The sequence below is a fragment of the Mycobacterium sp. genome (assembly GCF_019247615.1).
Lineage (GTDB): Bacteria > Actinomycetota > Actinomycetes > Mycobacteriales > Mycobacteriaceae > Mycobacterium.
On the sequence record NZ_JAFBAT010000084.1, the window covers coordinates 1 to 23,188 of the forward strand.

Below are 23,188 nucleotides of genomic sequence, written 5' to 3' on the forward strand. Positions count from 1 at the left end.
GCGGCGTCCGTAGAGTACGCCGATTCCGTTGGGTCCCAACATCTTATGTCCGGAGAACGCCGCAAAGTCGACGCCGAGCGCGTGGAAGTCGACCGGCCGGTGGGGCACCGACTGGCAGGCATCCAGCACCGTCACGGCGCCCACCGCCCGGGCGTGGCCGACCAGCTCATCTGCCGGCGCGAGCGCCCCGGTGACGTTCGAATGATGCGTGAAGGCAACCACTTTGACCCGCTCGTCGAGCTCTAGCGAGCCCAGGTCGATGCGGCCGTCTTCCGTGACGCCGTACCAGCGCAACGTCGCCCCGGTGCGCATGGCGAGCTCCTGCCACGGCACCAGGTTGGCGTGATGCTCGAGCTCGGTCGTGACGATCACGTCGCCGGGCCCCAGCGCCCGCTCGAAGCGGTTGTCCCCCAGCACATACGACACCAGGTTGAGCGACTCGGTCGCGTTCTTGGTGAACACCAGCTCTTCAGCGTCGGCGCCGACGAACGCGGCGATGTCGGCACGGCCCTGCTCGTATGCGTCGGTGGCCTCCTCCATCAGCTGGTGCGCCCCGCGGTGCACGCCGCCGTTGGAGGTCAGCAGGAATTCCCGCTCGGCATCGAGCACCTGCACCGGCCGCTGCGACGTGGCGCCGGAGTCGAGGTACGCCAACTGTTTTCCGCCCCGCATCACGCGCTTGAGGATGGGAAAGTCGGCTCGGATCGCGTCGATGTCAAGCACATCGGTCATATCAGGCCCCGTCAAACCTTCTCGGGCGCTTGGGTGAAGCGCACATACCCGTTCTGCTCGAGTTCGTCGGCCAGCCCCGGGCCGCCGGATTCGGCGATACGGCCACCGACGAACACGTGCACGAACTCGGGACGGATGTAGCGCAGGATCCGGGTGTAGTGGGTGATCAGCAATAGGCCGCCGTGCTCCGAATCGGCGTACCGGTTCACGCCGTCGCTGACCACCCGCAACGCGTCGACGTCCAATCCGGAGTCGGTCTCGTCGAGGATCGCGATCTTCGGTTTGAGCAGCTCCAGCTGCAGTATCTCGTGACGCTTCTTCTCCCCGCCGGAGAAACCCTCGTTGACGCTGCGCTCGGCGAACGCCGGGTCGATGTCGAGCGAGCCCATCGCCCCCTTGACCTCTTTGACCCAGTGGCGCAGCTTCGGGGCCTCCCCGCGAATGGCGGTCGCGGCCGAGCGCAGAAAGTTCGACACCGAGACGCCGGGCACCTCTACGGGGTACTGCATGGCCAGGAATATCCCCGCCCGCGCGCGCTCGTCGACGCTCATCGCCAGCACGTCCTCGCCGTCGAGCGTGATCGATCCCGAGGTCACCCGGTACTTCGGGTGCCCGGCGATGGCGTAGGACAGCGTCGACTTGCCGGAACCGTTCGGGCCCATCAAGGCGTGCTTCTCACCGGATTTCACGGTCAGATCGACCCCTTTGAGGATGGGGATCTCGCGCTCCCCCTCGGCGGCGTTGGGGTCGTCGACGCTGACATGCAGGTCTTTGATTTCCAGTGTGGTCATGAGGCTGCTGTTTTCTCCGTTGCCTTTGATTCTGTAATGGCCAGTTCGTGTTCGATGGCGGTGATCAGGCGTTCGCGTACCTCGGGCACCGCGATCTTGGCGATGATCTCGCCGAAGAAGCCGCGAATCACCAGCCGGCGAGCCTGCTCTTCCGGAATGCCCCGGGAGCGCAGGTAAAACAGTTGCTCGTCGTCGAAACGTCCGGTGGCACTGGCGTGCCCGGCGCCAACGATCTCGCCCGTCTCGATCTCGAGGTTGGGCACCGAGTCGGCCCGCGCCCCGTCGGTGAGGACCAGGTTGCGGTTCGCCTCGAACGTGTCGGTGCCGGTGGCCTCGGCGCGGATCAGCACGTCACCCACCCACACGGTGTGCGCGTCGGGCAACGGGGAGTCCGGATCCCCCTGCAGCGCACCCTTGTACAGCACGTTCGACCGGCAGTCGGGCCGGGCGTGGTCGACCAACAGCCGGGACTCGAGGTGTTGGCCGTCGTCGGCGAAGTACAGGCCCAGCAGCTCCGCGTCCCCGCCCGACCTTTCGAAGCGCACGGTGGCCGACATGCGCACCACTTCGCCGCCCAGCGTGACGGCGACATGGCGCAACACGGCGTCCTTGCCCAGCCTGGCGTGGTGGGCGCTGACGTGGACCGCGTCGTCGGCCCAATCCGCGATCCACACCACGGTCAGGCGGGCGACGTCGTCGACGACGAATTCGACGTTGTCGGCGTAGGTTCCGCTGCCGCGGTGGTCGATGACCACGACGGCCTCGGACAGCTCCTCGACCCGAATCTGCAGGTGGCCGTAGGCCGTCGCGCCTTCGCCGGGCCCAGTGACCGTGACGTTGACCGGCTCGGTGATCCGGGTGTCGCGCCCGATGGTGATCAGGGTCGCGGAGTTGAACGACGAGAACGCCTGGGCTGCAACACGATCGGTGGGCGCGCCACCCTGGCCGAGCCGCTCGTCGCCGCGGCGCACGCTCTGCACGCGCACGCCGGATTGCTCGCTGACGGTGACCTGGGGCCTACCGGTCGCTTTCGCCGAGCCGTCGTGCAGCCCCCGCAGCCGCCGCAGCGGGGTGAACCGCCATAGCTCGTCACGGCCGTGCGGCACCTCGAACGCGTCGACATCGAAGGAGGCGAACAGCTCTCCCTTGTTGAGGGCCAGGGCGGTCACCCGACTCTCATCCAACGGAGCCCTCCATCTGCAGCTCGATCAGCCGGTTGAGCTCGAGGGCGTACTCCATCGGCAGCTCTTTGGCGATCGGCTCGATGAAGCCGCGCACCACCATCGCCATCGCCTCGTCCTCGGTCAGGCCGCGGCTCATCAGGTAGAACAGCTGGTTCTCGCTGACCTTCGACACGGTGGCCTCGTGGCCCATCGTGACGTCGTCCTCGCGGATGTCGACGTATGGATAGGTGTCGCTGCGGCTGACCGTATCCACCAGCAGCGCATCGCATTTGACGCTGGAACGCGAGCCGTGCGCGCCCTTGTTCACCTGCACCAGGCCGCGGTAGGAGGTGCGGCCGCCCCCGCGCGCCACCGACTTGGACACGATGTTGCTCGACGTGTTGGGCGCCAGGTGCAGCATCTTGGCGCCGGTGTCCTGGTGCTGGTCCTCGCCCGCGAACGCGATCGAGAGCACCTCGCCCTTGGCGTGCTCGCCGGTCATCCAGACCGCCGGGTATTTCATCGTCACCTTTGAACCGATATTGCCGTCGACCCACTCCATGGTGGCGCCGGCTTCCGCGCGGGCCCGCTTGGTGACCAGGTTGTAGACATTGCCCGACCAGTTCTGGATCGTGGTGTAACGGCAACGGCCACCGGGCTTTACGATGATTTCGACCACCGCAGAGTGCAGCGAGTCGGACTTGTAAACGGGAGCAGTACATCCCTCTATGTAGTGAACGTAAGCGTTCTCATCGACGATGATCAGCGTTCGCTCGAACTGGCCCATGTTCTCGGTGTTGATCCGGAAGTAGGCCTGCAGCGGGATGTCGACATGCACGCCGGGCGGGACGTAAATAAAGGAACCGCCGCTCCAGACCGCGGTATTCAATGCAGAAAACTTGTTATCACCAGCCGGAATTACTGTTCCAAAGTATTCTCTAAATACTTCTGGGTGCTCCCGCAAACCAGTATCAGTATCAAGAAAAATGACTCCTTGAGCCTCTAAATCCTCTCTGATCTGGTGATACACCACCTCTGACTCATATTGGGCGGCTACCCCAGCAACTAATCGTTGCTTTTCTGCTTCTGGAATTCCGAGCCGGTCATAAGTATTTTTTATATCTTCTGGCAAATCATCCCAAGTCGCGGCCTGCTTTTCTGTCGAACGCACGAAGTATTTGATGTTTTCGAAGTCGATGCCCTCGAGGTTCGAACCCCACGTGGGCATCGGCTTGCGCTCGAAGATGCGCAGCGCCTTGAGGCGAGTCTGCAGCATCCACTCCGGCTCGTTCTTCTTCGCGGAGATGTCGCGCACCACCGCCTCCGACAGCCCGCGCTGGGCGCTGGCGCCCGCGGTATCGGAGTCCACCCAGCCGTAGCCGTAGCGGCTCAGGGAGGCGATCGCCTCCGCCTGGGTCAGCGGCTGGGCTGGGATTCCAGTGGCCTTGTCGGCCTCTAGGGTCATAGCGACGCTCCTTCGGGGTTCGTGGTGCGGCGGCGCGGGCTGGGCGCCGTCGGTATGGGCACGGTGAGAGGTACGTGGGTGGTGCAGGCGCAGTTGCCGTTGACGATGGTCGCCAACCGCTGCACGTGGGTCCCGAGCACCTCCGCCATGGCCTGCTGCTCGGCTTCACACAACTCGGGGAACTCCTCGGCGACATGGGACACCGGGCAGTGGTGCTGGCAGATCTGCACGCCGTGAATCGGCCCACCGACCCGCGTCGTCGTGGCGACGTAGCCGGCCTTGGTCAGCGCCTCGGCGACCCGCGCGGCGGCCGCCTCGACATCGGCGTCGTCGGCGCTCTCGGGCGCCGCCACGTCGGCCAAGATCGCGTCGATGCGCCGCCGCGCAAACGTCCGGACGGCGTCCTCGCCGCCGATTTCCCGCAGCTGCCGCATGGCGGCCGCCGCCAGATCGTCATAGGCGTGGTCGAGTTTGGCCCGACCGGCGGCGGTCAGCCGGAAGCGCTTCGCCGGCCGACCGCGGCCCACCTGCTGCCAGGACGCGGCAGACACCGACTCAGCGTCGCCCGCCTCGATCAGCGCGTCGAGATGGCGGCGCACACCGGCTGCCGCCAGCCCCAGCCTGTCCCCGATCTCACTGACCGTGATGGATCCGGATTCCAGCAGCAGGCGCACAATGGCCCGACGGGTGTGACCATCAGGCAGCGCCGCGCCGAAGGCAGCCGCAGCGGTGCCATCGGGGTTGGTCTGGATTTTCACAACACCAGTGTGACGCAATTCCGGGGATCGGTCTAGCAAGGGTGCCCTCTGCGCTCGTCGCGCTGGTCACACCGTCGCCGCTGCCACGCGGATCTCCGAGAGGCGGCTACGCTGCTCTGATGGCAGCCCGCCACCATACGCTCAGCTCGTCGATCGCCAGCCTGCACGGCGACGAGCCGACCGTTGGCTCGCCGCTGAACGATACCGAGCTCACCGCGCTGCAGCGCACCCGCCTTTTCGGCGCCACCGGCACGGTCCTGATGGCTATCGGCGCCCTCGGCGCCGGCGCCCGCCCCGTCGTCCAGGACCCCACCTTCGGCGTCCGACTGCTGAATCTGCCGTCGCGGATCCAGACGGTGTCATTGACGATGACGACCACCGGGGCCGTCATGATGGCCCTCGCGTGGTTGATGCTGGGCCGGTTCGCCCTGGGCAACAGGCGGATGTCGCGCGGGGACCTGGACCGCACCCTGATGTTGTGGATGCTGCCGCTGCTGCCGGCGCCCCCGATGTACAGCAAGGACGTCTACTCCTACCTCGCCCAGAGCCAGATCTCCCTGGAAGGACTCGACCCCTACCGGGTCGGTCCGGCCTCCGGGCTCGGCCTGTCCCATATCTTCACGCTGTCCGTCCCCACGCTGTGGCGGGAGACGCCGGCGCCCTACGGCCCGTTGTTCTTGTGGATCGGGCGCGGAATCTCCGCCCTGACGGGGGACAACATTGTCGCCGCCGTGCTGTGTCACCGCGTCGTGGTGCTGATCGGCGTGGGCCTGATCGTGTGGGCGACGCCGCGGCTGGCACGGCGCTGCGGCGTCGCCGAGGTCAGCGCTCTGTGGCTGGGCGCCGCCAATCCGCTGCTGCTGATGCACCTGGTCGCCGGAGTCCACAACGAGGCGCTGATGCTCGGACTGATGCTCGCCGGTGCCGAATTCGCCCTGCGGGGTGTCTCCGGCATCAAGGGATCCCGCCTGATGCCGACCTCCTGGCGGCTGGGCCGCGACTGGGAACCGCTGGGCATGCTGGTCTTCGGCGCCGTTCTGATCACGCTGTCATCGCAGGTCAAGCTGCCGTCGCTGCTGGCGCTGGGATTCGTCACGATGGCGCTGGCCTACCGCTGCGGCGGCAACCTGCGCGCGCTTGCGCTGGCCGCCGGCGGCATGGCGGCATTGTCGCTGGCGGTCATGGCCCTGGTGGGCTGGGCCAGCGGGCTCGGTTTCGGCTGGATCTACACCCTGGGCACCGCCAATGTGGTGCGCAGCTGGATGTCCCCGCCCACCCTGCTGGCGCTCGGCACGGGACAGGTCGGAATCCTCTTGGGCCTGGGCGATCACACCACGGCGGTGTTGGGGCTGACCCGTGCCATCGGCGTGCTGATCATCATGGTGATGGTGGCCTGGCTGCTGGTGGCCGTTTTCCGCGGCCGGTTACATCCGATCGGCGGCCTCGGCGTCGCGCTGGGCGTCACCGTGCTGCTGTTTCCTGTCGTGCAACCCTGGTATCTGCTGTGGGCGATCATCCCGCTGGCCGCGTGGGCGACGCGCACCGGCTTCCGCGTGGCGGCGATCGTCATCACCCTGATCGTCGGCATTTTCGGGCCGACGGCCAACGGTGACCGATTCGCCCTCTTTCAAATCGTGGACGCCACCGTTGCGAGCGCGGCTATCGTGCTGGTGCTCATCGCCTTGACATACAAACGCCTGCCGTGGCGGCCATTCCCGGCAAAGGGTCCGGAAACGAACGGCCAGACGGTGATCACGCTGCCGGCCACGGCCGATCCACCGGTCCCACGGCCGGCCGTGGCGCCCGACGCCTACGCTGATTCCACGTGAGATCGGCCCCGGACACCCAGAAAGTGCCCGAGACAGTGGTACGGCTGAGCGGGGTGAGCAAACGTTACGGTGCCAACACCGCCGTCTCCGATCTCGATCTGGACGTTCAGGCTGCCGAGGTGCTGGCGCTGCTGGGTCCCAACGGCGCCGGCAAGACAACGACGGTTGAGATGTGCGAGGGCTTCGTGCGCCCGGACGCCGGCACGATAGAGGTACTGGGCCTCGACCCGATCACCGACAACGCGCGGCTGCGCGCCCGCATCGGGGTGATGTTGCAGGGCGGGGGCGGCTACCCCGCGGCACGCGCCGGGGAAATGCTCAACCTCGTGGCCGCCTACGCCGCCGACCCGCTTGACCCGGCCTGGCTCCTCGACACGTTGGGCCTCACTGACGCCGCCCGTACCACCTATCGGAGGCTCTCGGGCGGACAGCAGCAACGGCTGGCGCTGGCGTGTGCGCTCGTCGGCCGTCCCGAACTGGTCTTTCTCGACGAGCCGACGGCGGGCCTGGACGCCCATGCCCGTCTGCTTGTCTGGGAGCTGATCGACGCGTTGCGCCGCGACGGCGTGACGGTGGTGCTGACCACCCACCAACTCAAGGAGGCCGAGGAGCTCGCCGACCGGCTGGTCATCATCGACCATGGGGTCACGGTGGCCGCGGGGACGCCGGCGGAGTTGATGCGGACCGGCGCCAAAGACCAGCTGCGGTTCACCGCGCCCCCGCGACTCGACCTGTCTCTGTTGGCCGCCGCCCTGCCGGAGGACTACCAGGCCACCGAGGTGACCGCGGGCGAGTACCTGGTGGAGGGCCCCGTCGACCCCCAGGTGCTGGCGACCGTGACGGCCTGGTGCGCGCAGATCGACGTGCTGGCCACCGACATGCGCGTCGAGCAACGCAGCCTCGAGGACGTCTTCCTCGAGCTCACCGGCAGGAGGCTGCGACAGTGACCGAAGCGAACGGGCCGCTCTTTCCCCCGGGGACCTTCGCCCCCGACCCGCGGCCCAACGCCGTGCCGCGCATGCTCGCCGCACAATTCGGCCTCGAGCTGAAACTGTTGCTGCGCAACGGCGAGCAACTGCTGCTCACCATGTTCATCCCGATCACGCTGCTCGTCGGCCTCACGCTGCTGCCGTTCGGCTCGTTCGGCCAAAACCGCGCGGGCACTTTCGTTCCGGTCATCATGGCCCTCGCGGTGATCTCCACCGCGTTCACCGGTCAGTCGATCGCGGTGGCATTCGACCGTCGCTACGGCGCCCTCAAACGGCTGGGAGCCACGCCGCTGCCGGTCTGGGGCATCGTTGCCGGGAAGTCCCTGGCGGTGACTGCCGTGGTGTTCTTACAGGCGGTGGTCCTGGGTGCCATCGGCTTTGCGCTCGGCTGGCGACCGGCCGCGGCGGCCCTGGCGCTGGGCGCCGCCGTCATCGCCCTGGGCACGGCGGCATTCGCCGCCCTGGGGCTGTTGCTCGGCGGGACCCTGCGGGCCGAGATCGTGCTCGCCGTCGCGAACCTCATGTGGTTCGTGTTCGCCGGGCTGGGCGCTCTGACCCTGGAGATGAAGATGATCCCGACGGGAGTCAAGTGGGCGGCCCGGCTCACGCCGTCCGGTGCACTCACCGAGGCGCTCGCGCGGGCGATGACCCTGTCGGTGGACTGGTTCGGCATCGTCGTTCTCGCGGCCTGGGGTGTGGTGGCGGCGCTGGCCGCGCTGCGCTGGTTCCGCTTCACCTGACGGGCGGCTTCGCCGGCCGTACTACAGGGCGTAGTTTTCATTGGCTTACCATCGGGCGGTGCCCGTCGGACGAACGCTGCTGCGGTTGGTGGATCTGCTTCCCCGCCCCAGCCTGCGTGTCCAGCGGGTCATCGCTGCGCTCGTCGTCCTCACCCAGGGCGGCATCGCCGTGACCGGCGCGATCGTCCGCGTCACCGCATCGGGGCTGGGGTGCCCCACCTGGCCGCAGTGCTTCCCGGGCAGCTTCACGCCGGTCGCGCACGCCGAGGTGCCGCGCGTGCACCAGGCCGTCGAGTTCGGCAATCGAATGGTCAGCATCGCGGTGGTGATCGCGGCGGCGCTGGCGGTACTGGCCGTCACCCGCGCGCGCCGGCGCAGCGAGGTCTTGGTTTATGCGTGGCTGATGCCGGTATCGACGGTGGTGCAGGCGGTGATCGGCGGGGTCACCGTGCGCACTGGGCTGCTGTGGTGGACGGTGGCCGTGCACCTGCTCACGTCGATGACGATGGTGTGGCTGTCGGTGCTGCTGTACGTCAAGGTCGGCGAGCCCGATAACGGCGTTTGCCGGACCAGGGTGCCCGGGCCGCTGCGGGCGCTGACGGCGCTGACGGCGGTCAACCTGGCCGCCGTCCTGGTCACCGGCACGCTGGTGACCGCCGCCGGCCCACACGCCGGCGATCGAAGCCCCAGCCGGACCGTGCCCCGACTGAAGGTGGAGATCACCACGCTGGTGCACGCGCACTCGACGCTGCTGGTCTCCTACCTGGCGCTGCTGGTGGGTCTCGGCTTCGGGCTGCTGGCGGTGCGCGCGGCGCGGCCCGTGCTCCTTCGCCTCGGCGTGCTGGTCACCCTGGTGTGCGCCCAAGCCGCCGTCGGCACCGCCCAATACTTCACGGGGGTGCCCCCCGCCCTGGTCGCCGTCCACGTGGCGGGCGCGGCGGCGTGCACGGCGGCCACCGCGGCGCTATGGGCCTCCCTGCGCGAGCGGACCGAGGCCCAGCCGCTCGCACGCTGATTCCACGCCGAGCACAAAGCGACGCTGAGCCTGTTCCCGGGTCTCCTCGTCCAACAGCCGCCAGCCCAGCGACGGCGAGACGAGGTCGAGCCGTACCACCCGGTTCCCATTCACGTCGACCCGCGCGTACAGCAGCCCGTCGGCGCCGATGCCGACGTGTTCGGCGGCCGACGCGAGTGCGGCGTAGCCCAGATCCCAGACCTCGAACTCCGGCTCAACCGGCTTCGCGCGAGTAAACGCGTGGGATCCCCGGCCTTGGAGGAAGATCAGGGCCGTCTCGCCACCGGCCGCGGCCGTCGGCACGCCCGCACGTTCGAGATCGCGCAGATATCGCTCGCGCAGATTCCAGGCGACGGCTTGGGGCGGGTTCAGCAGATTGGCGACCGCGGTCGTCCAGGCCAGAAACTCGTCGACCCGGTCGGCGCAGTCGCGAGTCGCCCGCAGTATCACCAGATCCGCGTCGCGGGTTTCCCGGTCGTCCCAGGCCAACCAGCGGGCGTGCAGCCCCCGATGTCGCAGCGCGGGCACGAGCCCGGCATCGTCGCCGTCACCGGCGGCTTGCCGAGCCCAACCCGCCAGCACGATGCGCGGATGAAAAACATCCGGCCGGGCTAGCTTCATGCCCGGGCATGATAGCCACATGCATGCAATCGAAGTCAGTGAAACCGGCGGCCCCGAAGTCCTGCGGTATGTCGACGTCCCGCAACCCTCGCCCGGTCCCGGCGAGGTTCTGATCAAGGCCGAGGCCATCGGCGTCAACTTCATCGACACCTATTTCCGCTCCGGTGCGTACCCGCGGGAGTTGCCCTTCATCCTCGGCACAGAGACCTGCGGCACGGTCGCCGCCACCGGCGAAGGAGTCGACGGGTTCCGGGAGGGCGATCGGGTGGGCACCGCCGCAGCGTCCGGCGCCTACGCCGAATTGGCAACTGCACCAGCGGCTTTGACGGCGAAGGTGCCCGACGGCGTGACATCCGAGGCGGCGGCCTCGGTGATGCTGAAGGGACTCACCGCACACTATCTGCTGAAGTCGGTGTATCCGGTGAAGAGCGGCGACACGGTGCTGGTACATGCCGGCGCCGGCGGCGTCGGGCTGCTGCTGACGCAGTGGGCCAGCTCCCTCGGGGTCCGGGTGATCACGACGGTCTCGACCCCGGAGAAGGCGCGACTGTCCAGAGATGCCGGGGCGTCCGAGGTGCTCGACTACCCCGGCGATGCGGCCGAGTTCGGCCAGCGGATCCGCGAGCTGACCGGAGGCACCGGCGTGGCGGCGGTGTATGACGGCGTCGGTGCAACCACCTTCGACGCCAGCCTGGCCAGCCTCGCCGTCCGCGGGACGCTGGCGCTGTTCGGCGCCGCCAGCGGTCCGGTCCAGCCGTTCGACCCGCAGCGCCTCAACGCCGCGGGCTCCGTGTACCTGACCCGGCCGTCGTTGGCGCACTTCATCCGAAATGGCGAGGAATTCACTTGGCGCGCAACCGAATTGTTCAACGCGATCGCCGGCGGTGCCATCACCGTGGAAGTGGGCGGACGCTATCCGCTGACCGACGCGGCCCGCGCCCACGAGGACCTGCAGGGTCGCAAGACGACCGGCTCGATCGTGCTGCTGCCTTGATGGCAGCGCAGACGCGCACAGAAGGCAGTTCTCACAGCACGGTCGGCAGCGCGATGACGGAGTCGACCGCCAGCGCGCAGAACACCACCGCCAAGTAGTTGTTCGACTGCAGGAACAGTCGCAGCGGTTTAACGGGCTCGCCGGCGCGGACGCCCGCGTACAGCTGGTGGGCCATCGCCAGGAACCATGCGCCGGCCACCGCGGCGACCGCCGCGTACAGCCAGCCGGCGGCCAGGCAAAGCGCCAGCGTCGCCAGCACGGTCAACCACGTGTAGATCAGGATCTGCTTGGTGACCTGGCGTTCGGTGGCCACCGCGGGCAGCATCGGGACGCCGGCCGCTCGGTAGTCGTCCTTGTAGCGCATCGCCAATGCCCAGGTGTGCGGGGGCGTCCAGAAAAAGATGATCGCGAACATCACCAGCGCCGGCCAGCCGATGGTGCCGGTGACCGCCGACCACCCGATCATCACCGGCATGCAGCCGGCGGCACCTCCCCACACGACGTTCTGCGACGTGCGGCGTTTGAGCAACAGCGTGTAAATGAACACGTAGAACGCGATGGTCGCGATGGCCAACACCCCCGAAAGCAGGTTCGTCGTCCACCAGAGCCAGAAGAACGAGCCCACCGTGAGCACCAGCCCGAGCACCAGGGCGTTTCGCGTCGGCACCGCCTCTCGTGCCAGCGGCCGGCGCGCGGTCCGCTTCATCATCTTGTCGATGTCGGCATCGGCCACGCAGTTCAGCGTGTTGGCTCCGCCGGCGGCCAGCATCCCGCCGATCAGCGTGTCGAGGATCAGCAGGGGATTCACGGCGCCACGGTGTGCCAGCAGCATCGCGGGTATCGCGGTGACGAGCAGCAGTTCGATGACCCGCGGCTTGGTCAGCGCCAGGTATGCCAAGGCGGTGCCAACTGCCCGGCTCCTCACCGGGCCGCTTTCCGGTACTCGGCTCGGCGCGACGCGCCCGCGAACGCTCACGCAATAACTCCTCGGGTCGCAGCGGCGCACGGCATCTACTACGCAAGATGGTAGACCGAGTGTCGACCGGGACGGGCCCCAAGGGTCCATTCACGCGGAATTTGCCCAATGCGGGACGGTTCGCAAGGCCTGAGACGCCGGCGCGTCATGTTTCGGCGGCCATCGCGCATACCCGAAAATCCCCCGCTGCAAACGCCGCCCCTACCGCACTAGGGTGGGGTTGATCAGCTCGATGACCAAGGAGTGCGTCTGTGACCACACTCGAAGAGATCTCCACGCTGACCCAACCACACCTCCCCGACGACTGGACCGAAATCGACTCGGCCGCGGTCGACACCATCCGGGTGCTGGCCGCCGACGCGGTTCAGAAGGTCGGCAACGGCCACCCCGGGACGGCGATGAGCCTGGCGCCGCTGGCCTACACCCTCTTTCAGCGCGCGATGCGCCACGACCCGAGCGACGCCTTCTGGCTGGGCCGCGACCGGTTCGTGCTGTCGGCGGGGCACAGCAGTCTGACGCTGTACATCCAGCTCTACCTCGGCGGGTTCGGCCTGGAACTGTCCGACATCGAGTCCCTGCGCACCTGGGGATCCAAAACGCCCGGACACCCGGAGTTCCGGCATACCACGGGCGTAGAGATCACCACCGGCCCGCTCGGGCAGGGCTTGGCCTCGGCGGTCGGCATGGCGATGGCGTCGCGCTACGAGCGCGGCCTGTTCGACCCCGATGCCGAACCGGGGACCAGCCCATTCGACCACCACATCTACGTCATCGCCTCCGACGGCGACATCGAGGAGGGCGTGACGTCCGAAGCGTCATCGCTGGCGGCCGTGCAACAACTGGGCAACCTCATCGTCTTCTACGACCACAACCAGATCTCGATCGAGGACGACACCAACATCGCGCTCTGCGAGGACACCGCCGCCCGCTATCGGGCCTACGGCTGGCACGTGCAAGAGGTGGAAGGCGGCGAGAACGTCGTCGCGATCGAGGAGGCCATCGCGAATGCGAAGGCCGCCACCGATCGGCCGTCGTTCATCTCGCTGCGCACCATCATCGGCTACCCGGCCCCCAACCTGATGAACACCGGGAAGGCGCACGGCGCGGCGCTGGGCGACGAGGAGGTCGCCGAGGTCAAGAATATTCTGGGCTTCGACCCGGAGAAGAACTTCGAGGTGCGCGACGAGGTCATCGCGCACACCCGCAAGCTGGTCGAGCGGGGCAAGGAAGCCCACGAGAAGTGGCAGCAGGACTTCGACGCGTGGGCGGAGCGTGAACCCGAGCGCAAGGCGCTGCTGGACCGATTGACAGCGGAAGAACTTCCCGAAGGCTGGGACGCCGACCTGCCGCACTGGGAACCGGGCTCCGATCCGATCGCGACCCGCAAGGCGTCCAACGCGGTACTCGACGCGGTCGGGCCGAAGCTGCCGGAGTTGTGGGGCGGCTCGGCCGACCTGGCGGGGAGCAATAACACCACCATCAAGGGCGCGGATTCGTTTGGGCCGCCGTCGATTTCGACGAAGGACTACACGGCGCACTGGTATGGGCGCACCCTGCATTTCGGTGTTCGCGAACACGCGATGGGCGCCATCCTGTCCGGCATCGTGCTGCACGGCCCGACCCGGGCCTACGGGGGCACGTTCCTGCAGTTCTCGGACTACATGCGGCCCGCGGTGCGGCTGGCATCGCTGATGGACATCGACACCATCTATGTGTGGACCCACGACTCGATCGGGCTCGGCGAGGACGGCCCGACCCACCAGCCCATCGAGCACCTCGCGGCCCTGCGGGCCATCCCGAACCTGTCGGTCGTGCGCCCGGCCGATGCCAACGAGACGGCCTACGCCTGGCGGACCGTCCTGTCCCGCGGCAACGGCAGCGGCCCCGTAGGCCTGATCCTGACCCGCCAGAACGTGCCGACCCTCGAGGGCACCAGCCTCGAGGGGGTTGCGAAGGGCGGCTACATCCTGGGCAAAGACGCTGGCGGCGGGGAAGATGTGGAGCCCGACGTCGTGCTGATCGGTACTGGCTCCGAGGTCCAGCTCGCGGTCGAAGCGCAGAAGTTGTTGGCGGACAAGAACATTGTCGCGCGGGTGGTGTCGATGCCGTGCGTGGAGTGGTTCGAGTCCCAGCCCGAGGAGTACCGCGACAGCGTGTTGCCGCCATCGGTGTCGGCCCGCGTGGCCGTCGAGGCCGGCGTGGCGCAGTCCTGGCACAAGTTGGTCGGTGACACCGGCAGGATCGTCTCGATCGAGCACTACGGCGAATCCGCCGATTACAAGACGTTGTTCCGTGAGTTCGGCTTTACCGCCGAAGCAGTCGCTGCCGCCGCGGAACAGGTAGTGGACAACTGAGAAAGGGTGATTCACATGGCCAGTCAGAACCCTAACCTCGCGGCGTTGAGCGCCGCGGGAGTATCCGTTTGGCTGGACGACTTGTCGCGCGAGCGGCTGCGGTCGGGCAACCTGCAGGAGCTGATCGACACGAAAAGTGTTGTGGGGGTGACCACCAACCCGTCGATCTTCCAGAAGGCGCTCGCCGACAGCGACACGTACAACGATCAGATCGCCGAGCTGGCCGAGCGCGGGGCCGACGTCGACGCCACGATCCGCACCGTCACCACCGATGACGTCCGCAACGCGTGCGATGTCCTGCGGCCGCAGTGGGAGGGCACCGACGGCGTCGACGGCCGGGTCTCGATCGAGGTGGACCCGCGGATGGCCGACGACACCGGCCAAACCACCGCACAGGCCGTCGAGCTGTGGAAGATCGTCGACCGGCCCAACCTGTTCATCAAGATTCCGGCGACCGAGGCCGGCATTCCGGCCATCACCTCCGTTCTGGCGGAAGGGATCTCCGTCAACGTGACGCTGATCTTCTCCGTGGAACGGCACCGCGCGGTGATGGATGCCTATCTGGCCGGGCTGGAGAAGGCGCGCGAGGCCGGGCACGACCTGTCCAAGATCCATTCGGTCGCATCGTTTTTCGTGTCCCGCGTGGACACCGAGGTCGACAAGCGGCTGGAGAAGATCGGATCCGAGGAGGCGCTCACGCTGCGCGGCAAGGCCGGTGTCGCCAACGCCCGGCTGGCCTACGCCGCCTACCAGGAGGTCTTCGAGGGCGGCGACCGCTACGCAGCGCTGAAGTCGGACGGCGCCCGGGTGCAGCGCCCGCTGTGGGCGTCGACGGGCGTCAAGAACCCCGACTACTCCGACACCCTCTACGTGACCGAGCTGGTCGCGCCGAACACGGTGAACACCATGCCGGAGAAGACCATCGACGCGGTCGCCGACCACGGCGAGATCAAGGGCGACACGGTCACGGGCCGGGCCTCGGAAGCCCAAGAGTTGTTCGACAAGCTGGAGGGAGTCGGCGTCGACCTGACCGACGTCTTCGTCGCGCTGGAGAAAGAGGGCGTGGAGAAGTTCGTCGAGTCCTGGTCCGAGCTGCTGGAAGAGACACAGAAGCAACTGGACGATAAGGGCAAATGACCCCGGCGAACCCGAAGATGGGTACCCGCGGGGGCGCCACGCACTGGCGAAATCCGTTGCGGGACAAAAGGGATAAGCGGTTGCCCCGGATCGCCGGACCATGCGGCATGGTGATCTTCGGGGTCACCGGCGACCTGGCCCGCAAGAAGGTGATGCCGGCCATTTACGACCTGGCCAATCGCGGGTTGCTGCCGCCCACCTTCTCGCTGGTGGGCTTTGCCCGCCGGGACTGGGAAACCCAGGATTTCCGCAAGGTGGTCTATCAGGCCGTCAAGGACCACTGCCGCACCCCGTTTCGAGAGGAGAACTGGGAGCGTCTGGCCGAGGGATTCCGTTTCGTCCCAGGAGCTTTCGATGACGACGCGGCGTTCGGCCGCCTCGCCGAGACGCTGGAGAAGTTGGACGCCGAGCGCGGCACCGCCGGCAACCATGCGTTCTACCTGGCGATCCCGCCCAAGTCGTTCCCGGTGGTGTGCGAACAGTTGCACAACTCCGGTTTGGCGCGGCCGCAGGGTGACAGGTGGAGCCGGGTCGTCATCGAGAAGCCCTTCGGGCACGACCTGCAGAGCGCGCAGGCCTTGAACAAGGCGGTCAACGCCGTGTTCCCCGAGGAGGCGGTGTTCCGCATCGACCACTACCTCGGGAAGGAGACCGTGCGCAACATCCTCGCGCTGCGGTTCGCCAACCAGTTGTTCGACCCGATCTGGAACTCGCATTACGTCGATCACGTGCAGATCACCATGGCCGAGGACATCGGGCTCGGCGGGCGGGCCGGTTACTACGACGGCATCGGCGCGGCCCGCGACGTCATCCAGAACCACCTCATGCAATTGCTGGCGCTGACCGCGATGGAGGAGCCCGTCAGTTTCAATCCTGCTGCGCTGCAAACCGAGAAGATCAAGGTGCTCTCGGCGACTCAACTCGCCGAACCGCTCGACGAGACCACCAGCCGCGGTCAATACACCGGCGGCTGGCAGGGCGGGGAGAAGGTCGTCGGGCTGCTCGACGAAGAGGGGTTCGCCAAGGACTCCACCACCGAGACGTTCGCCGCCATCACGCTCGAGGTGGACACCCGCCGCTGGGCGGGTGTGCCGTTCTACCTGAGAACCGGTAAACGCCTGGGCCGTCGGGTGACCGAAATCGCGCTCGTCTTCAAACGCGCGCCGCACCTGCCCTTCGACGCGACCATGACCGACGAGCTGGGCGCCAACGCCATGGTCATCCGGATACAGCCCGACGAGGGAACCACCCTGCGGTTCGGCTCCAAGGTGCCGGGCACCGCCATGGAGGTCCGCGACGTCAATATGGACTTCTCGTACGGATCGGCGTTCGCCGAGGAATCGCCCGAGGCCTACGAGCAGCTCATCCTCGACGTGCTGCTCGGCGAGCCTTCCCTCTTTCCGGTTAACGAGGAGGTCGAATTGGCTTGGGAGATCCTCGATCCCGTGCTCGACAACTGGGTTGCACACGGCAAACCCGACCCCTATGAAGCCGGGAGCTGGGGCCCGGAATCGGCGTTCGAGATGCTGCGGCGCACCGGCCGGGAATGGCGGCGGCCGTGATCCGCCGATGATCGTCGACCTGCCCGACACCACCACCACGGCCGTCAACAAGAAACTCAGCGAGCTGCGCGAGCAGGCCGGCGCCGTCACGATGGGGCGGGTGTTGACGCTGCTCGTCGCGCCGGACAGTGAAGGCGTGCTCGAGGAATCGCTGAAGGCCGCCAATGACGCCAGCCACGAACACCCCAGCCGGATCATCGTCACCATGCGGGGCGACCCGTACGCCGACGAACCGCGCCTGGACGCGCAGTTGCGCACCGGCGGCGACACCGGCGCCAGCGAGGTGGTGATCCTCAAGCTGTCCGGGCCGCTTGCCGGCCACGCCGCCAGCGTTGTCATCCCGTTCCTGCTACCCGACATCCCGGTGGTGGCGTGGTGGCCTGACGTCGCCCCGGAAAAACCCGCCGAGGACCCGTTGGGCAAGCTGGCGATCCGGCGGATCACCGACGCCACCAACGGCACCGATCCGTTGTCGGCGATCCAGAGCCGACTGCCCGGCTACACCGCGGGTGATACCGACCTGTGCTGGTCTCGCATCACCTACTGGCGCGCGCTGCTGACCTCCGCGGTCGACCAGCCGCCGCATGAACCGATCGAGTCCGCGCTGGTTTCCGGTCTCAAGTCCGAACCGGCCCTCGACATCATGGCGGGCTGGTTGGCCAGCCGGATCGACGGGCCGGTGCGCCGGGCCGTCGGCGACCTCAAGGTCGAACTCACGCGCAACAGCGAGACCATCGTGTTGAGCCGGCCGCAGGATGGCAGGACGGCCACGCTGAGCCGCACGGCCCGGCCCGATGCGCTGGTTCCGTTGGCGCGCAGGGAAACCGGTGAATGCCTCTCCGAGGACCTGCGCCGGCTGGATGCCGACGAGATCTATTTGACGGCGCTGGAGGGGATGAAGAAGGTGCAGTACGTATGAGCGCTGCGGTGGAGGTTTTTCCCAACGGCGAGGCGGTGGCCGAGGCGGCGGGCCAGCGACTGATCGACACCATTTCGGCCGCCGTGGCGGCTCGCGGGCGGGCGCTGATCGTGCTGACCGGCGGCGGCAATGGCATCGGAGTGTTGCGGTACCTCGCCACCCGGCGTGAGCACGTCGACTGGTCGGGGGTGCAGCTGTTCTGGGGCGACGAGCGCTACGTTCCCGAGGACGACGACGAGCGCAACGACAAGCAGGCGCGGGAGGCGTTGCTGGATCATGTCGACATCCCGTCCAGCAACGTGCACGCGATGCCGGCCGGCGACGGTGAATTCGGCGACGATGTCGCCGCCGCTGCGCTCGCCTACGAACAGTTGCTCGCGGCCAACGCCGACGGAGGCCAGCCCGTCCCCAACTTCGATGTCCACCTGCTGGGGATGGGCCCGGAGGGCCACATCAACTCCCTGTTCCCCGATACCCCGGCGGTGCGTGAGACCACCCGCATGGTGGTTGCGGTCGAGGACTCCCCCAAACCGCCGCCACGGCGAATCACCTTGACGCTGCCCGCAATTCAGCGTTCCCGCGAGGTGTGGCTGATGGTGTCGGGGGCGGCCAAGGCCGACGCCGCGGCCGCCGCCATCGGTGGCGCGGCACCGGTATCGGTACCGGCGGCCGGCGCCGTCGGCCAGGAGCGGACGCTGTGGCTGCTCGACGAGGAGGCCGCCGCCAAGCTTCCTCGCTGACCGTGACGAGTTCATAATGACCGTCATGGCAGACAGAAGCGTGCGCAGCGGGCCCGAGCGGAGCCGGATCAAGACCCTGACGCAGGCCGCATTGAACGCCGATAAGACAGTGGAGCAGGTCGAAGACGTCCTCGACGGCCTGAGCAGCACCATGAAGGAGCTGAACAGCTCGCTGACGCGCCTCAACGCCACGGTCGAACGCATGGAGACCGGCCTCGATCACCTCGACGGAACCCTGGCCAGCCTCGACGACCTCGCCAAACGGCTGATCGTGCTGGTGGAGCCGGTCGAAGCGATCGTCGCGCGCATCGACGACATGGTGAAGGTCGGCGAGACGATGATGTCACCGCTGTCGGTGACGGAGCACGCGGTGCGTGGCGTGCTGGACCGGCTGCGTAACCGGTCCGGCCAGTAAGGGGCCAGTAGCCAGAACCCGCTCCCGGCCCGGCGCCATCCGCCGCTATCCGCTGTTTCGAAGCGCACTGGCCAATCCGTTCATGGTGAGCAGGATGCCGCGCTGCACCAACGGGTCGTCATCGCCCGAGCGGTAGCGGCGCAGCAACTCGACCTGCAGGTGGTTCAGCGGCTCCAGATACGGAAAGCGATTGAACACCGAACGCGCCAGCGCCGGGTTGTCGGCGAGCAGGTCGTCGTGGCCGGTGATGAGCCTGTGCATGGCGATGGTGCGCTCGTGCTCGTCGACGATCATGTCAAACACCCTGCGTCGCAAAGCTTCGTCGGCCACCAGCTCGGCGTAACGCGCCGCCAGCCCCAAATCGCTCTTGGCGAGCACCTGGGCCATGTTCGACAGCATGCTGCGGAAGAACGGCCACCGCTGATAAAGCTCGTGCAGTGTTCGCACCCGCTCAGACTCGCTGTCCGGGCCGGCCTTGATCCACTGCTCGAACGCCGACCCGGTGCCGTACCAGCCCGGGAGCATCACCCGCGACTGGCTCCAGGCAAGCACCCAGGGGATGGCGCGCAGGTCCGAGATCGATTCGGTGGGCTTGCGGGACGTCGGTCGGCTGCCGATGTTGAGCGACCCGATCTCGCTGACCGGCGTGGACGCCATGAAGTACTCCACGAAACCCGGTGTGTCATGCACCAATTCGGAATACGCGCGGTGTGCGAGGGTGGCCACCTCGTCGAGCACCGCGTAAGCCGGTTCGGCGGCGTCGCCCAGGCCCTCGACATCGAGCAGCGTCGACTCCAAGGTGGCCGCCAGCAGGCTCTCCAGATTACGACGGGCCGGTTCGGGTTCGGCGTATTTGGCGGCGATGACTTCGCCTTGCTCGGTCAGCCGCAGTGTGCCGTTCACCGCCCCCGGCGGTTGGGCGAGAATGGCTTGGTAGCTGGGCCCGCCCCCGCGGCCGACGGTGCCGCCGCGACCGTGGAAGAGCCGCAACCGAATCCCGGATTTGCGGGCAACTTCGACGAGGTCAAGCTCCGCCCGGTAGACCGCCCAACTGGAGGCCAGATACCCGCCATCCTTGTTGGAGTCGGAGTAGCCGAGCATCACTTCCTGCGACTCTCCACGCGCCGCGACCAGCGCCCGATAGATCGGCAGCTCCAGCATCGCCTGTAGGGTCGACGCCCCGTTGCGCAGGTCGTCGATGGTCTCGAACAGCGGTGAGATGCCCACGGGGCAGTACGGTTGGGGTCCGGAGGCATCCAGCAGGCCCGCCTCTTTCAAGAGGATGGCGGCCTCCAGAACGTCGGATACCGAGCGGCACATCGAGATGACGTAGTTGGGCACAGCCGCCGGACCGTAGAGCCCGACGGCCCGGGCGGCCGCCGCGACGACGTCCAGCTCTTTGCGGGTCAGGTCGGACAGCTGCGCCCGGTCACCGACCAGCGGACGGCGGGTGCCGAGTTCGTCGGCAAGCAGCTCCACCCGCTTCTCTTCGGGCAACGAGCCGTAGTCCGGATGCACCCCCGCCCAGGCCAGCAGCTCGCCGACCACCTCCTCATGAACATCGGAATTTTGCCGCATGTCGAGACCCGAGAGGTGAAACCCGAAGGTGTGCACGCTCTCTCGCAGGCGGGACAGCCGATCGTCGGCCAGCAGGGTGGCCCCGTGCGTGCGCAGCGAGGCGTCGATGGCGTCCAGGTCGGCACGCAATTCGGTCGGTGCGGAATACGGCGGCAGGCCGAGATTGAGCTCGTGCTGGGGTTGCCGGTCGAGGATTTCGGCGGCCGCGGCGGTGAGCCGGCCGCGGACCACCCGCAAGGCCCGCCGGTAGGGCTCGTCGGCGCGGGCCTCGTCCTCGCAGCGCTCGGCAAGTGTGGTCAATTCCGGCGTGACGGTGATCAGCCGCGCCGACATTGACAGCTCCTGCTCGAGGTCGGTCAACTCGGCCAGGTAGTGTGCGATCGCGGTGAATGCGGCGCTGCCGGTGGCGCGTCGCACGACATCGGCGGTGACGTTCGGATTTCCGTCGCGGTCACCGCCGATCCAGGAACCGGGTTGCAGTATGGGCGTCGCAAGCAGATCGGCGGCGGGCCAGCGGGCCCGCAGGGCCTCGCGAACCTCGGCATTGACCTGCGGTATCACCGTGAACAAGGCGGCCTGGTAATACCGCAGCCCGACGTCGATCTCGTCGGTGATCTGCAGCCGGAACAGCCGGATCAGCGCCGTCTGCCACAGCGTGAGGACCTGCCGACGCAGTTCGAGTTCGATGTCGCGACCGTCTTCGGTCTTTTCATGTCCGGCTGCGTGCAGCCGCATCAGTTCGGTGATCCGGTGCTGGGTGACGAATACGGTGCGCCGACGCGTCTCGGTGGGATGGGCAGTGATCACCGGGGACACCAGGGCGGCCTTCAGCGCCTCCGCGACTGTGGCTGAATCTAGCTGCGCCAGATCAAGCTTCGCGTAGGTGGCGGCCAGGCTGCTGTCCTGCGGCGGCTCGCCGGCCGCGACGTGAATGGCGCGCCGGCGTTCGCGGTGGATGTCTTCTGCCACGTTGGCCAGCAGCGCGAAGTGGCTGAATGCCCTTATCACCGGGAGGGCTAGGTGGATGTCGATGCGAAAGAACATCCGCGCCATCTCGGAGCGGTCGATCTCGGAGCGCCGCACCCTGAACGCCTCCACGCGGGCTCGTTCGACGAGCTCGAACACCTCGTCACCGTTCTGCTCGCGCACGGTGTCGCCCAGGATCGTCCCGAGCAGCCTGATGTCGGCGCGCATCGGCTCGGTCGCCTCGCGGCCAACCCGGGTGCGCCGGACGGCACCGATCGGTTCGAGCGTGGTGTCGGAACCCTCAGCCATGCGTCCCAGTATCGAGGCGGATGGCGCAGACCGCCCGCCGACCGGTCAGCGGTACTTGATGAGCAGGCCCATCCCGATGATGCACACCAGCCAAATGCCGGTGATGAACAGGGTTAGCCGGTCCAAATTCTTTTCGACCACCGTCGACCCGGACAGGCTGGACTGCACCCCGCCACCGAACAGCGTCGACAGGCCGCCGCCCTTGGCGCGGTGCAGGAGCACCAGCAATACCACCAGGATGCTGGTGACGACCAGGGTGATCTGCAGGGCCAGTTGCATGACCTGCAGCTTACCGGGCGAGGTCGATCGCCCCCTCACCGGCGCCCACCTGATTGGCCTCATCCGGCCCGTTTGGGCAACGCGAAGACGAGCGCGAAGGCCGCGATGCTGAGGCCGGCGCTGGCGGCCATGGCCAGGGTGGCGCTATGACCAAACGCCCGGGCCGCCGCGTGGGGACCGGGCGAGAACCGCAGGCTGCCGAAGAGAATGGTGCTGACGATGCCGATTCCGATGGCGCTGCCGACGCGTTGCGCGGTGCCGATCACGCCGCTGGCCGCGCCCGCGTCCTGCCGGTCGACGGTGGCGACGATGAAGTCGACGTTGGGCGCGATGAACAGGCCGCTGCCGAGACCCGCGATCAGCAGCGGTGCGGCCAGTTGCCAGCCGCTGTAGTCGGCCGACGGCGTCCTCGCGAGCACGAACCAGGCCGCGGTGATACCGACGGCGACCAGGCCCACACCTACTACCAGCACGCTGCGGCCGAAGCGCGCGGCCAACGCGTCACTTTGGGACGCTCCGGCGATCAACCCGATCGCGAACGGCGTGATCACCAGGCCGGATTCCAGCGCCGTGTGGCCCAGCCCCGCCTGCCACAGCAGCGCAATGGTGAAGAAGATGCTGGTGAATGCCGCGAAATAGACCATTGCCAGTAGCACGCCGCCGGTGAATGAGGCGCGAGCGAACAATCGCGGCGGCACCAGCGCGTTTCCACCGCTGGCGTCGACGTGGCGTTCCCAGCGCGCAAACAGCACGAGCAGCGCGACGGACGCGGCCATCGACGCCTGAGTCCACAGCGGCCAGCCTTCTTGCTGACCTTGGATCAGCGGTGTCAGCAAGGCGACCAGGCCCGCCGACA

21 protein-coding genes are annotated in these 23,188 nt (G+C 67.6%); 11 read left to right on the plus strand and 10 right to left on the minus strand.

What is annotated here, in order from left to right; translation table 11 throughout:
* From JO059_RS05945 to JO059_RS05965, 5 genes are all read right to left on the minus strand, one after another.
* Positions 1-732, minus strand: a 732-nt coding sequence (locus JO059_RS05945) for an aminotransferase class V-fold PLP-dependent enzyme (RefSeq protein ID WP_293315179.1), incomplete at its 3' end; no start/stop codon positions are given.
* 11 nt (positions 733-743) lie between these two features.
* Positions 744-1,523, minus strand: coding sequence for a Fe-S cluster assembly ATPase SufC (sufC, locus tag JO059_RS05950; protein WP_293315180.1), 780 nt, complete (start codon positions 1,521-1,523; stop codon positions 744-746).
* Positions 1,520-2,707 (minus strand): Fe-S cluster assembly protein SufD, encoded by a 1,188-nt coding sequence (gene sufD, locus JO059_RS05955; RefSeq protein WP_293315181.1) that lies wholly within the window; start codon positions 2,705-2,707, stop codon positions 1,520-1,522. Before sufD ends, sufC begins: the two co-directional genes overlap by 4 nt.
* Positions 2,700-4,151, minus strand: a complete 1,452-nt coding sequence (sufB, locus tag JO059_RS05960; protein WP_293315182.1) for a Fe-S cluster assembly protein SufB — start codon at positions 4,149-4,151, stop codon at positions 2,700-2,702. Before sufB ends, sufD begins: the two co-directional genes overlap by 8 nt.
* Complete coding sequence (locus JO059_RS05965; RefSeq protein ID WP_293315183.1) at positions 4,148-4,948, minus strand: metalloregulator ArsR/SmtB family transcription factor; 801 nt, start codon at positions 4,946-4,948, stop codon at positions 4,148-4,150. The genes sufB and JO059_RS05965 overlap by 4 nt, the downstream gene beginning before the upstream one ends.
* Positions 4,949-5,028: 80 nt before the next feature.
* On the opposite strand from JO059_RS05965, the gene mptB reads away from it, so the two are divergent.
* The 4 genes from mptB (at position 5,029) to JO059_RS05985 (ending at position 9,482) form a co-directional block, all read left to right on the plus strand.
* Positions 5,029-6,738, plus strand: coding sequence for a polyprenol phosphomannose-dependent alpha 1,6 mannosyltransferase MptB (mptB, locus tag JO059_RS05970; RefSeq protein ID WP_293315184.1), 1,710 nt, complete (start codon positions 5,029-5,031; stop codon positions 6,736-6,738).
* A complete protein-coding gene (locus tag JO059_RS05975; protein ID WP_293315185.1) occupies positions 6,735-7,685 on the plus strand; it encodes an ABC transporter ATP-binding protein in 951 nt (316 codons plus the stop codon). The genes mptB and JO059_RS05975 overlap by 4 nt, the downstream gene beginning before the upstream one ends.
* Positions 7,682-8,467: an ABC transporter permease gene (locus JO059_RS05980; RefSeq protein WP_293315186.1), complete on the plus strand. Its 786-nt coding sequence runs from the start codon at positions 7,682-7,684 to the stop codon at positions 8,465-8,467. The genes JO059_RS05975 and JO059_RS05980 overlap by 4 nt, the downstream gene beginning before the upstream one ends.
* A gap of 85 nt (positions 8,468-8,552) precedes the next feature.
* Entirely contained in the window at positions 8,553-9,482 is a 930-nt protein-coding gene (locus JO059_RS05985) for a heme A synthase (RefSeq protein WP_293315198.1), read from the plus strand.
* On the opposite strand, the gene JO059_RS05990 is transcribed toward JO059_RS05985, so the two are convergent.
* Positions 9,432-10,103, minus strand: coding sequence for a hypothetical protein (locus tag JO059_RS05990; RefSeq protein ID WP_293315187.1), 672 nt, complete (start codon positions 10,101-10,103; stop codon positions 9,432-9,434). The genes JO059_RS05985 and JO059_RS05990 overlap by 51 nt on opposite strands.
* Positions 10,104-10,122: 19 nt before the next feature.
* On the opposite strand from JO059_RS05990, the gene JO059_RS05995 reads away from it, so the two are divergent.
* Positions 10,123-11,097: a quinone oxidoreductase gene (locus JO059_RS05995; RefSeq protein WP_293315188.1), complete on the plus strand. Its 975-nt coding sequence runs from the start codon at positions 10,123-10,125 to the stop codon at positions 11,095-11,097.
* Between the two features lie 31 nt (positions 11,098-11,128).
* Here JO059_RS05995 and JO059_RS06000 read toward each other — a convergent pair whose 3' ends face one another.
* Complete coding sequence (locus tag JO059_RS06000; RefSeq protein ID WP_293315189.1) at positions 11,129-12,073, minus strand: heme o synthase; 945 nt, start codon at positions 12,071-12,073, stop codon at positions 11,129-11,131.
* Between the two features lie 251 nt (positions 12,074-12,324).
* Here JO059_RS06000 and tkt point away from each other — a divergent pair, with 251 nt between their 5' ends.
* Genes tkt through JO059_RS06030 form a run of 6 tightly spaced genes read left to right on the plus strand, consistent with a single transcriptional unit; the run spans position 12,325 to position 19,200 of the window.
* Entirely contained in the window at positions 12,325-14,427 is a 2,103-nt protein-coding gene (tkt, locus tag JO059_RS06005; protein ID WP_293315190.1) for a transketolase, read from the plus strand.
* 15 nt (positions 14,428-14,442) lie between these two features.
* The gene (gene tal, locus JO059_RS06010; RefSeq protein ID WP_293315191.1) at positions 14,443-15,564 is read left to right on the plus strand and encodes a transaldolase; all 1,122 of its coding nucleotides are present in this window, start codon (positions 14,443-14,445) and stop codon (positions 15,562-15,564) included.
* Between the two features lie 17 nt (positions 15,565-15,581).
* Complete coding sequence (gene zwf / locus JO059_RS06015) at positions 15,582-17,126, plus strand: glucose-6-phosphate dehydrogenase (protein ID WP_293315199.1); 1,545 nt, start codon at positions 15,582-15,584, stop codon at positions 17,124-17,126.
* A 7-nt stretch (positions 17,127-17,133) separates the two neighbouring features.
* Positions 17,134-18,045 (plus strand): glucose-6-phosphate dehydrogenase assembly protein OpcA, encoded by a 912-nt coding sequence (opcA, locus tag JO059_RS06020; protein WP_293315192.1) that lies wholly within the window; start codon positions 17,134-17,136, stop codon positions 18,043-18,045.
* Entirely contained in the window at positions 18,042-18,785 is a 744-nt protein-coding gene (pgl, locus tag JO059_RS06025; protein ID WP_293315193.1) for a 6-phosphogluconolactonase, read from the plus strand. Before opcA ends, pgl begins: the two co-directional genes overlap by 4 nt.
* A 16-nt stretch (positions 18,786-18,801) precedes the next feature.
* Positions 18,802-19,200 (plus strand): ATPase, encoded by a 399-nt coding sequence (locus JO059_RS06030; RefSeq protein ID WP_293315194.1) that lies wholly within the window; start codon positions 18,802-18,804, stop codon positions 19,198-19,200.
* Between the two features lie 45 nt (positions 19,201-19,245).
* Here JO059_RS06030 and ppc read toward each other — a convergent pair whose 3' ends face one another.
* From ppc to JO059_RS06045, 3 genes are all read right to left on the minus strand, one after another.
* Entirely contained in the window at positions 19,246-22,053 is a 2,808-nt protein-coding gene (gene ppc / locus JO059_RS06035) for a phosphoenolpyruvate carboxylase (protein WP_293315195.1), read from the minus strand.
* Between the two features lie 45 nt (positions 22,054-22,098).
* Entirely contained in the window at positions 22,099-22,332 is a 234-nt protein-coding gene (gene secG, locus JO059_RS06040) for a preprotein translocase subunit SecG (RefSeq protein ID WP_293315196.1), read from the minus strand.
* 59 nt (positions 22,333-22,391) lie between these two features.
* A partial coding sequence (locus JO059_RS06045) for an MFS transporter (RefSeq protein ID WP_293315197.1) occupies positions 22,392-23,188 on the minus strand: 797 nt, incomplete at its 5' end.

Excerpts from the sequence above, each read along its gene's own strand:
- sufC (WP_293315180.1), bottom strand. The coding sequence starts at position 1,523 with ATGACCACACTGGAAATCAAAGACCTGCATGTCAGCGTCGACGACCCC.
- sufB (WP_293315182.1), bottom strand. The coding sequence starts at position 4,151 with ATGACCCTAGAGGCCGACAAGGCCACTGGAATCCCAGCCCAGCCGCTG.
- mptB (WP_293315184.1), top strand. The coding sequence starts at position 5,029 with ATGGCAGCCCGCCACCATACGCTCAGCTCGTCGATCGCCAGCCTGCAC.
- JO059_RS05990 (WP_293315187.1), bottom strand. The coding sequence starts at position 10,103 with ATGAAGCTAGCCCGGCCGGATGTTTTTCATCCGCGCATCGTGCTGGCG.
- JO059_RS05995 (WP_293315188.1), top strand. The coding sequence starts at position 10,123 with ATGCATGCAATCGAAGTCAGTGAAACCGGCGGCCCCGAAGTCCTGCGG.
- tal (WP_293315191.1), top strand. The coding sequence starts at position 14,443 with ATGGCCAGTCAGAACCCTAACCTCGCGGCGTTGAGCGCCGCGGGAGTA.
- zwf (WP_293315199.1), top strand. The coding sequence starts at position 15,582 with ATGGGTACCCGCGGGGGCGCCACGCACTGGCGAAATCCGTTGCGGGAC.
- opcA (WP_293315192.1), top strand. The coding sequence starts at position 17,134 with ATGATCGTCGACCTGCCCGACACCACCACCACGGCCGTCAACAAGAAA.
- pgl (WP_293315193.1), top strand. The coding sequence starts at position 18,042 with ATGAGCGCTGCGGTGGAGGTTTTTCCCAACGGCGAGGCGGTGGCCGAG.
- JO059_RS06030 (WP_293315194.1), top strand. The coding sequence starts at position 18,802 with ATGACCGTCATGGCAGACAGAAGCGTGCGCAGCGGGCCCGAGCGGAGC.
- ppc (WP_293315195.1), bottom strand. The coding sequence starts at position 22,053 with ATGGCTGAGGGTTCCGACACCACGCTCGAACCGATCGGTGCCGTCCGG.
- secG (WP_293315196.1), bottom strand. The coding sequence starts at position 22,332 with ATGCAACTGGCCCTGCAGATCACCCTGGTCGTCACCAGCATCCTGGTG.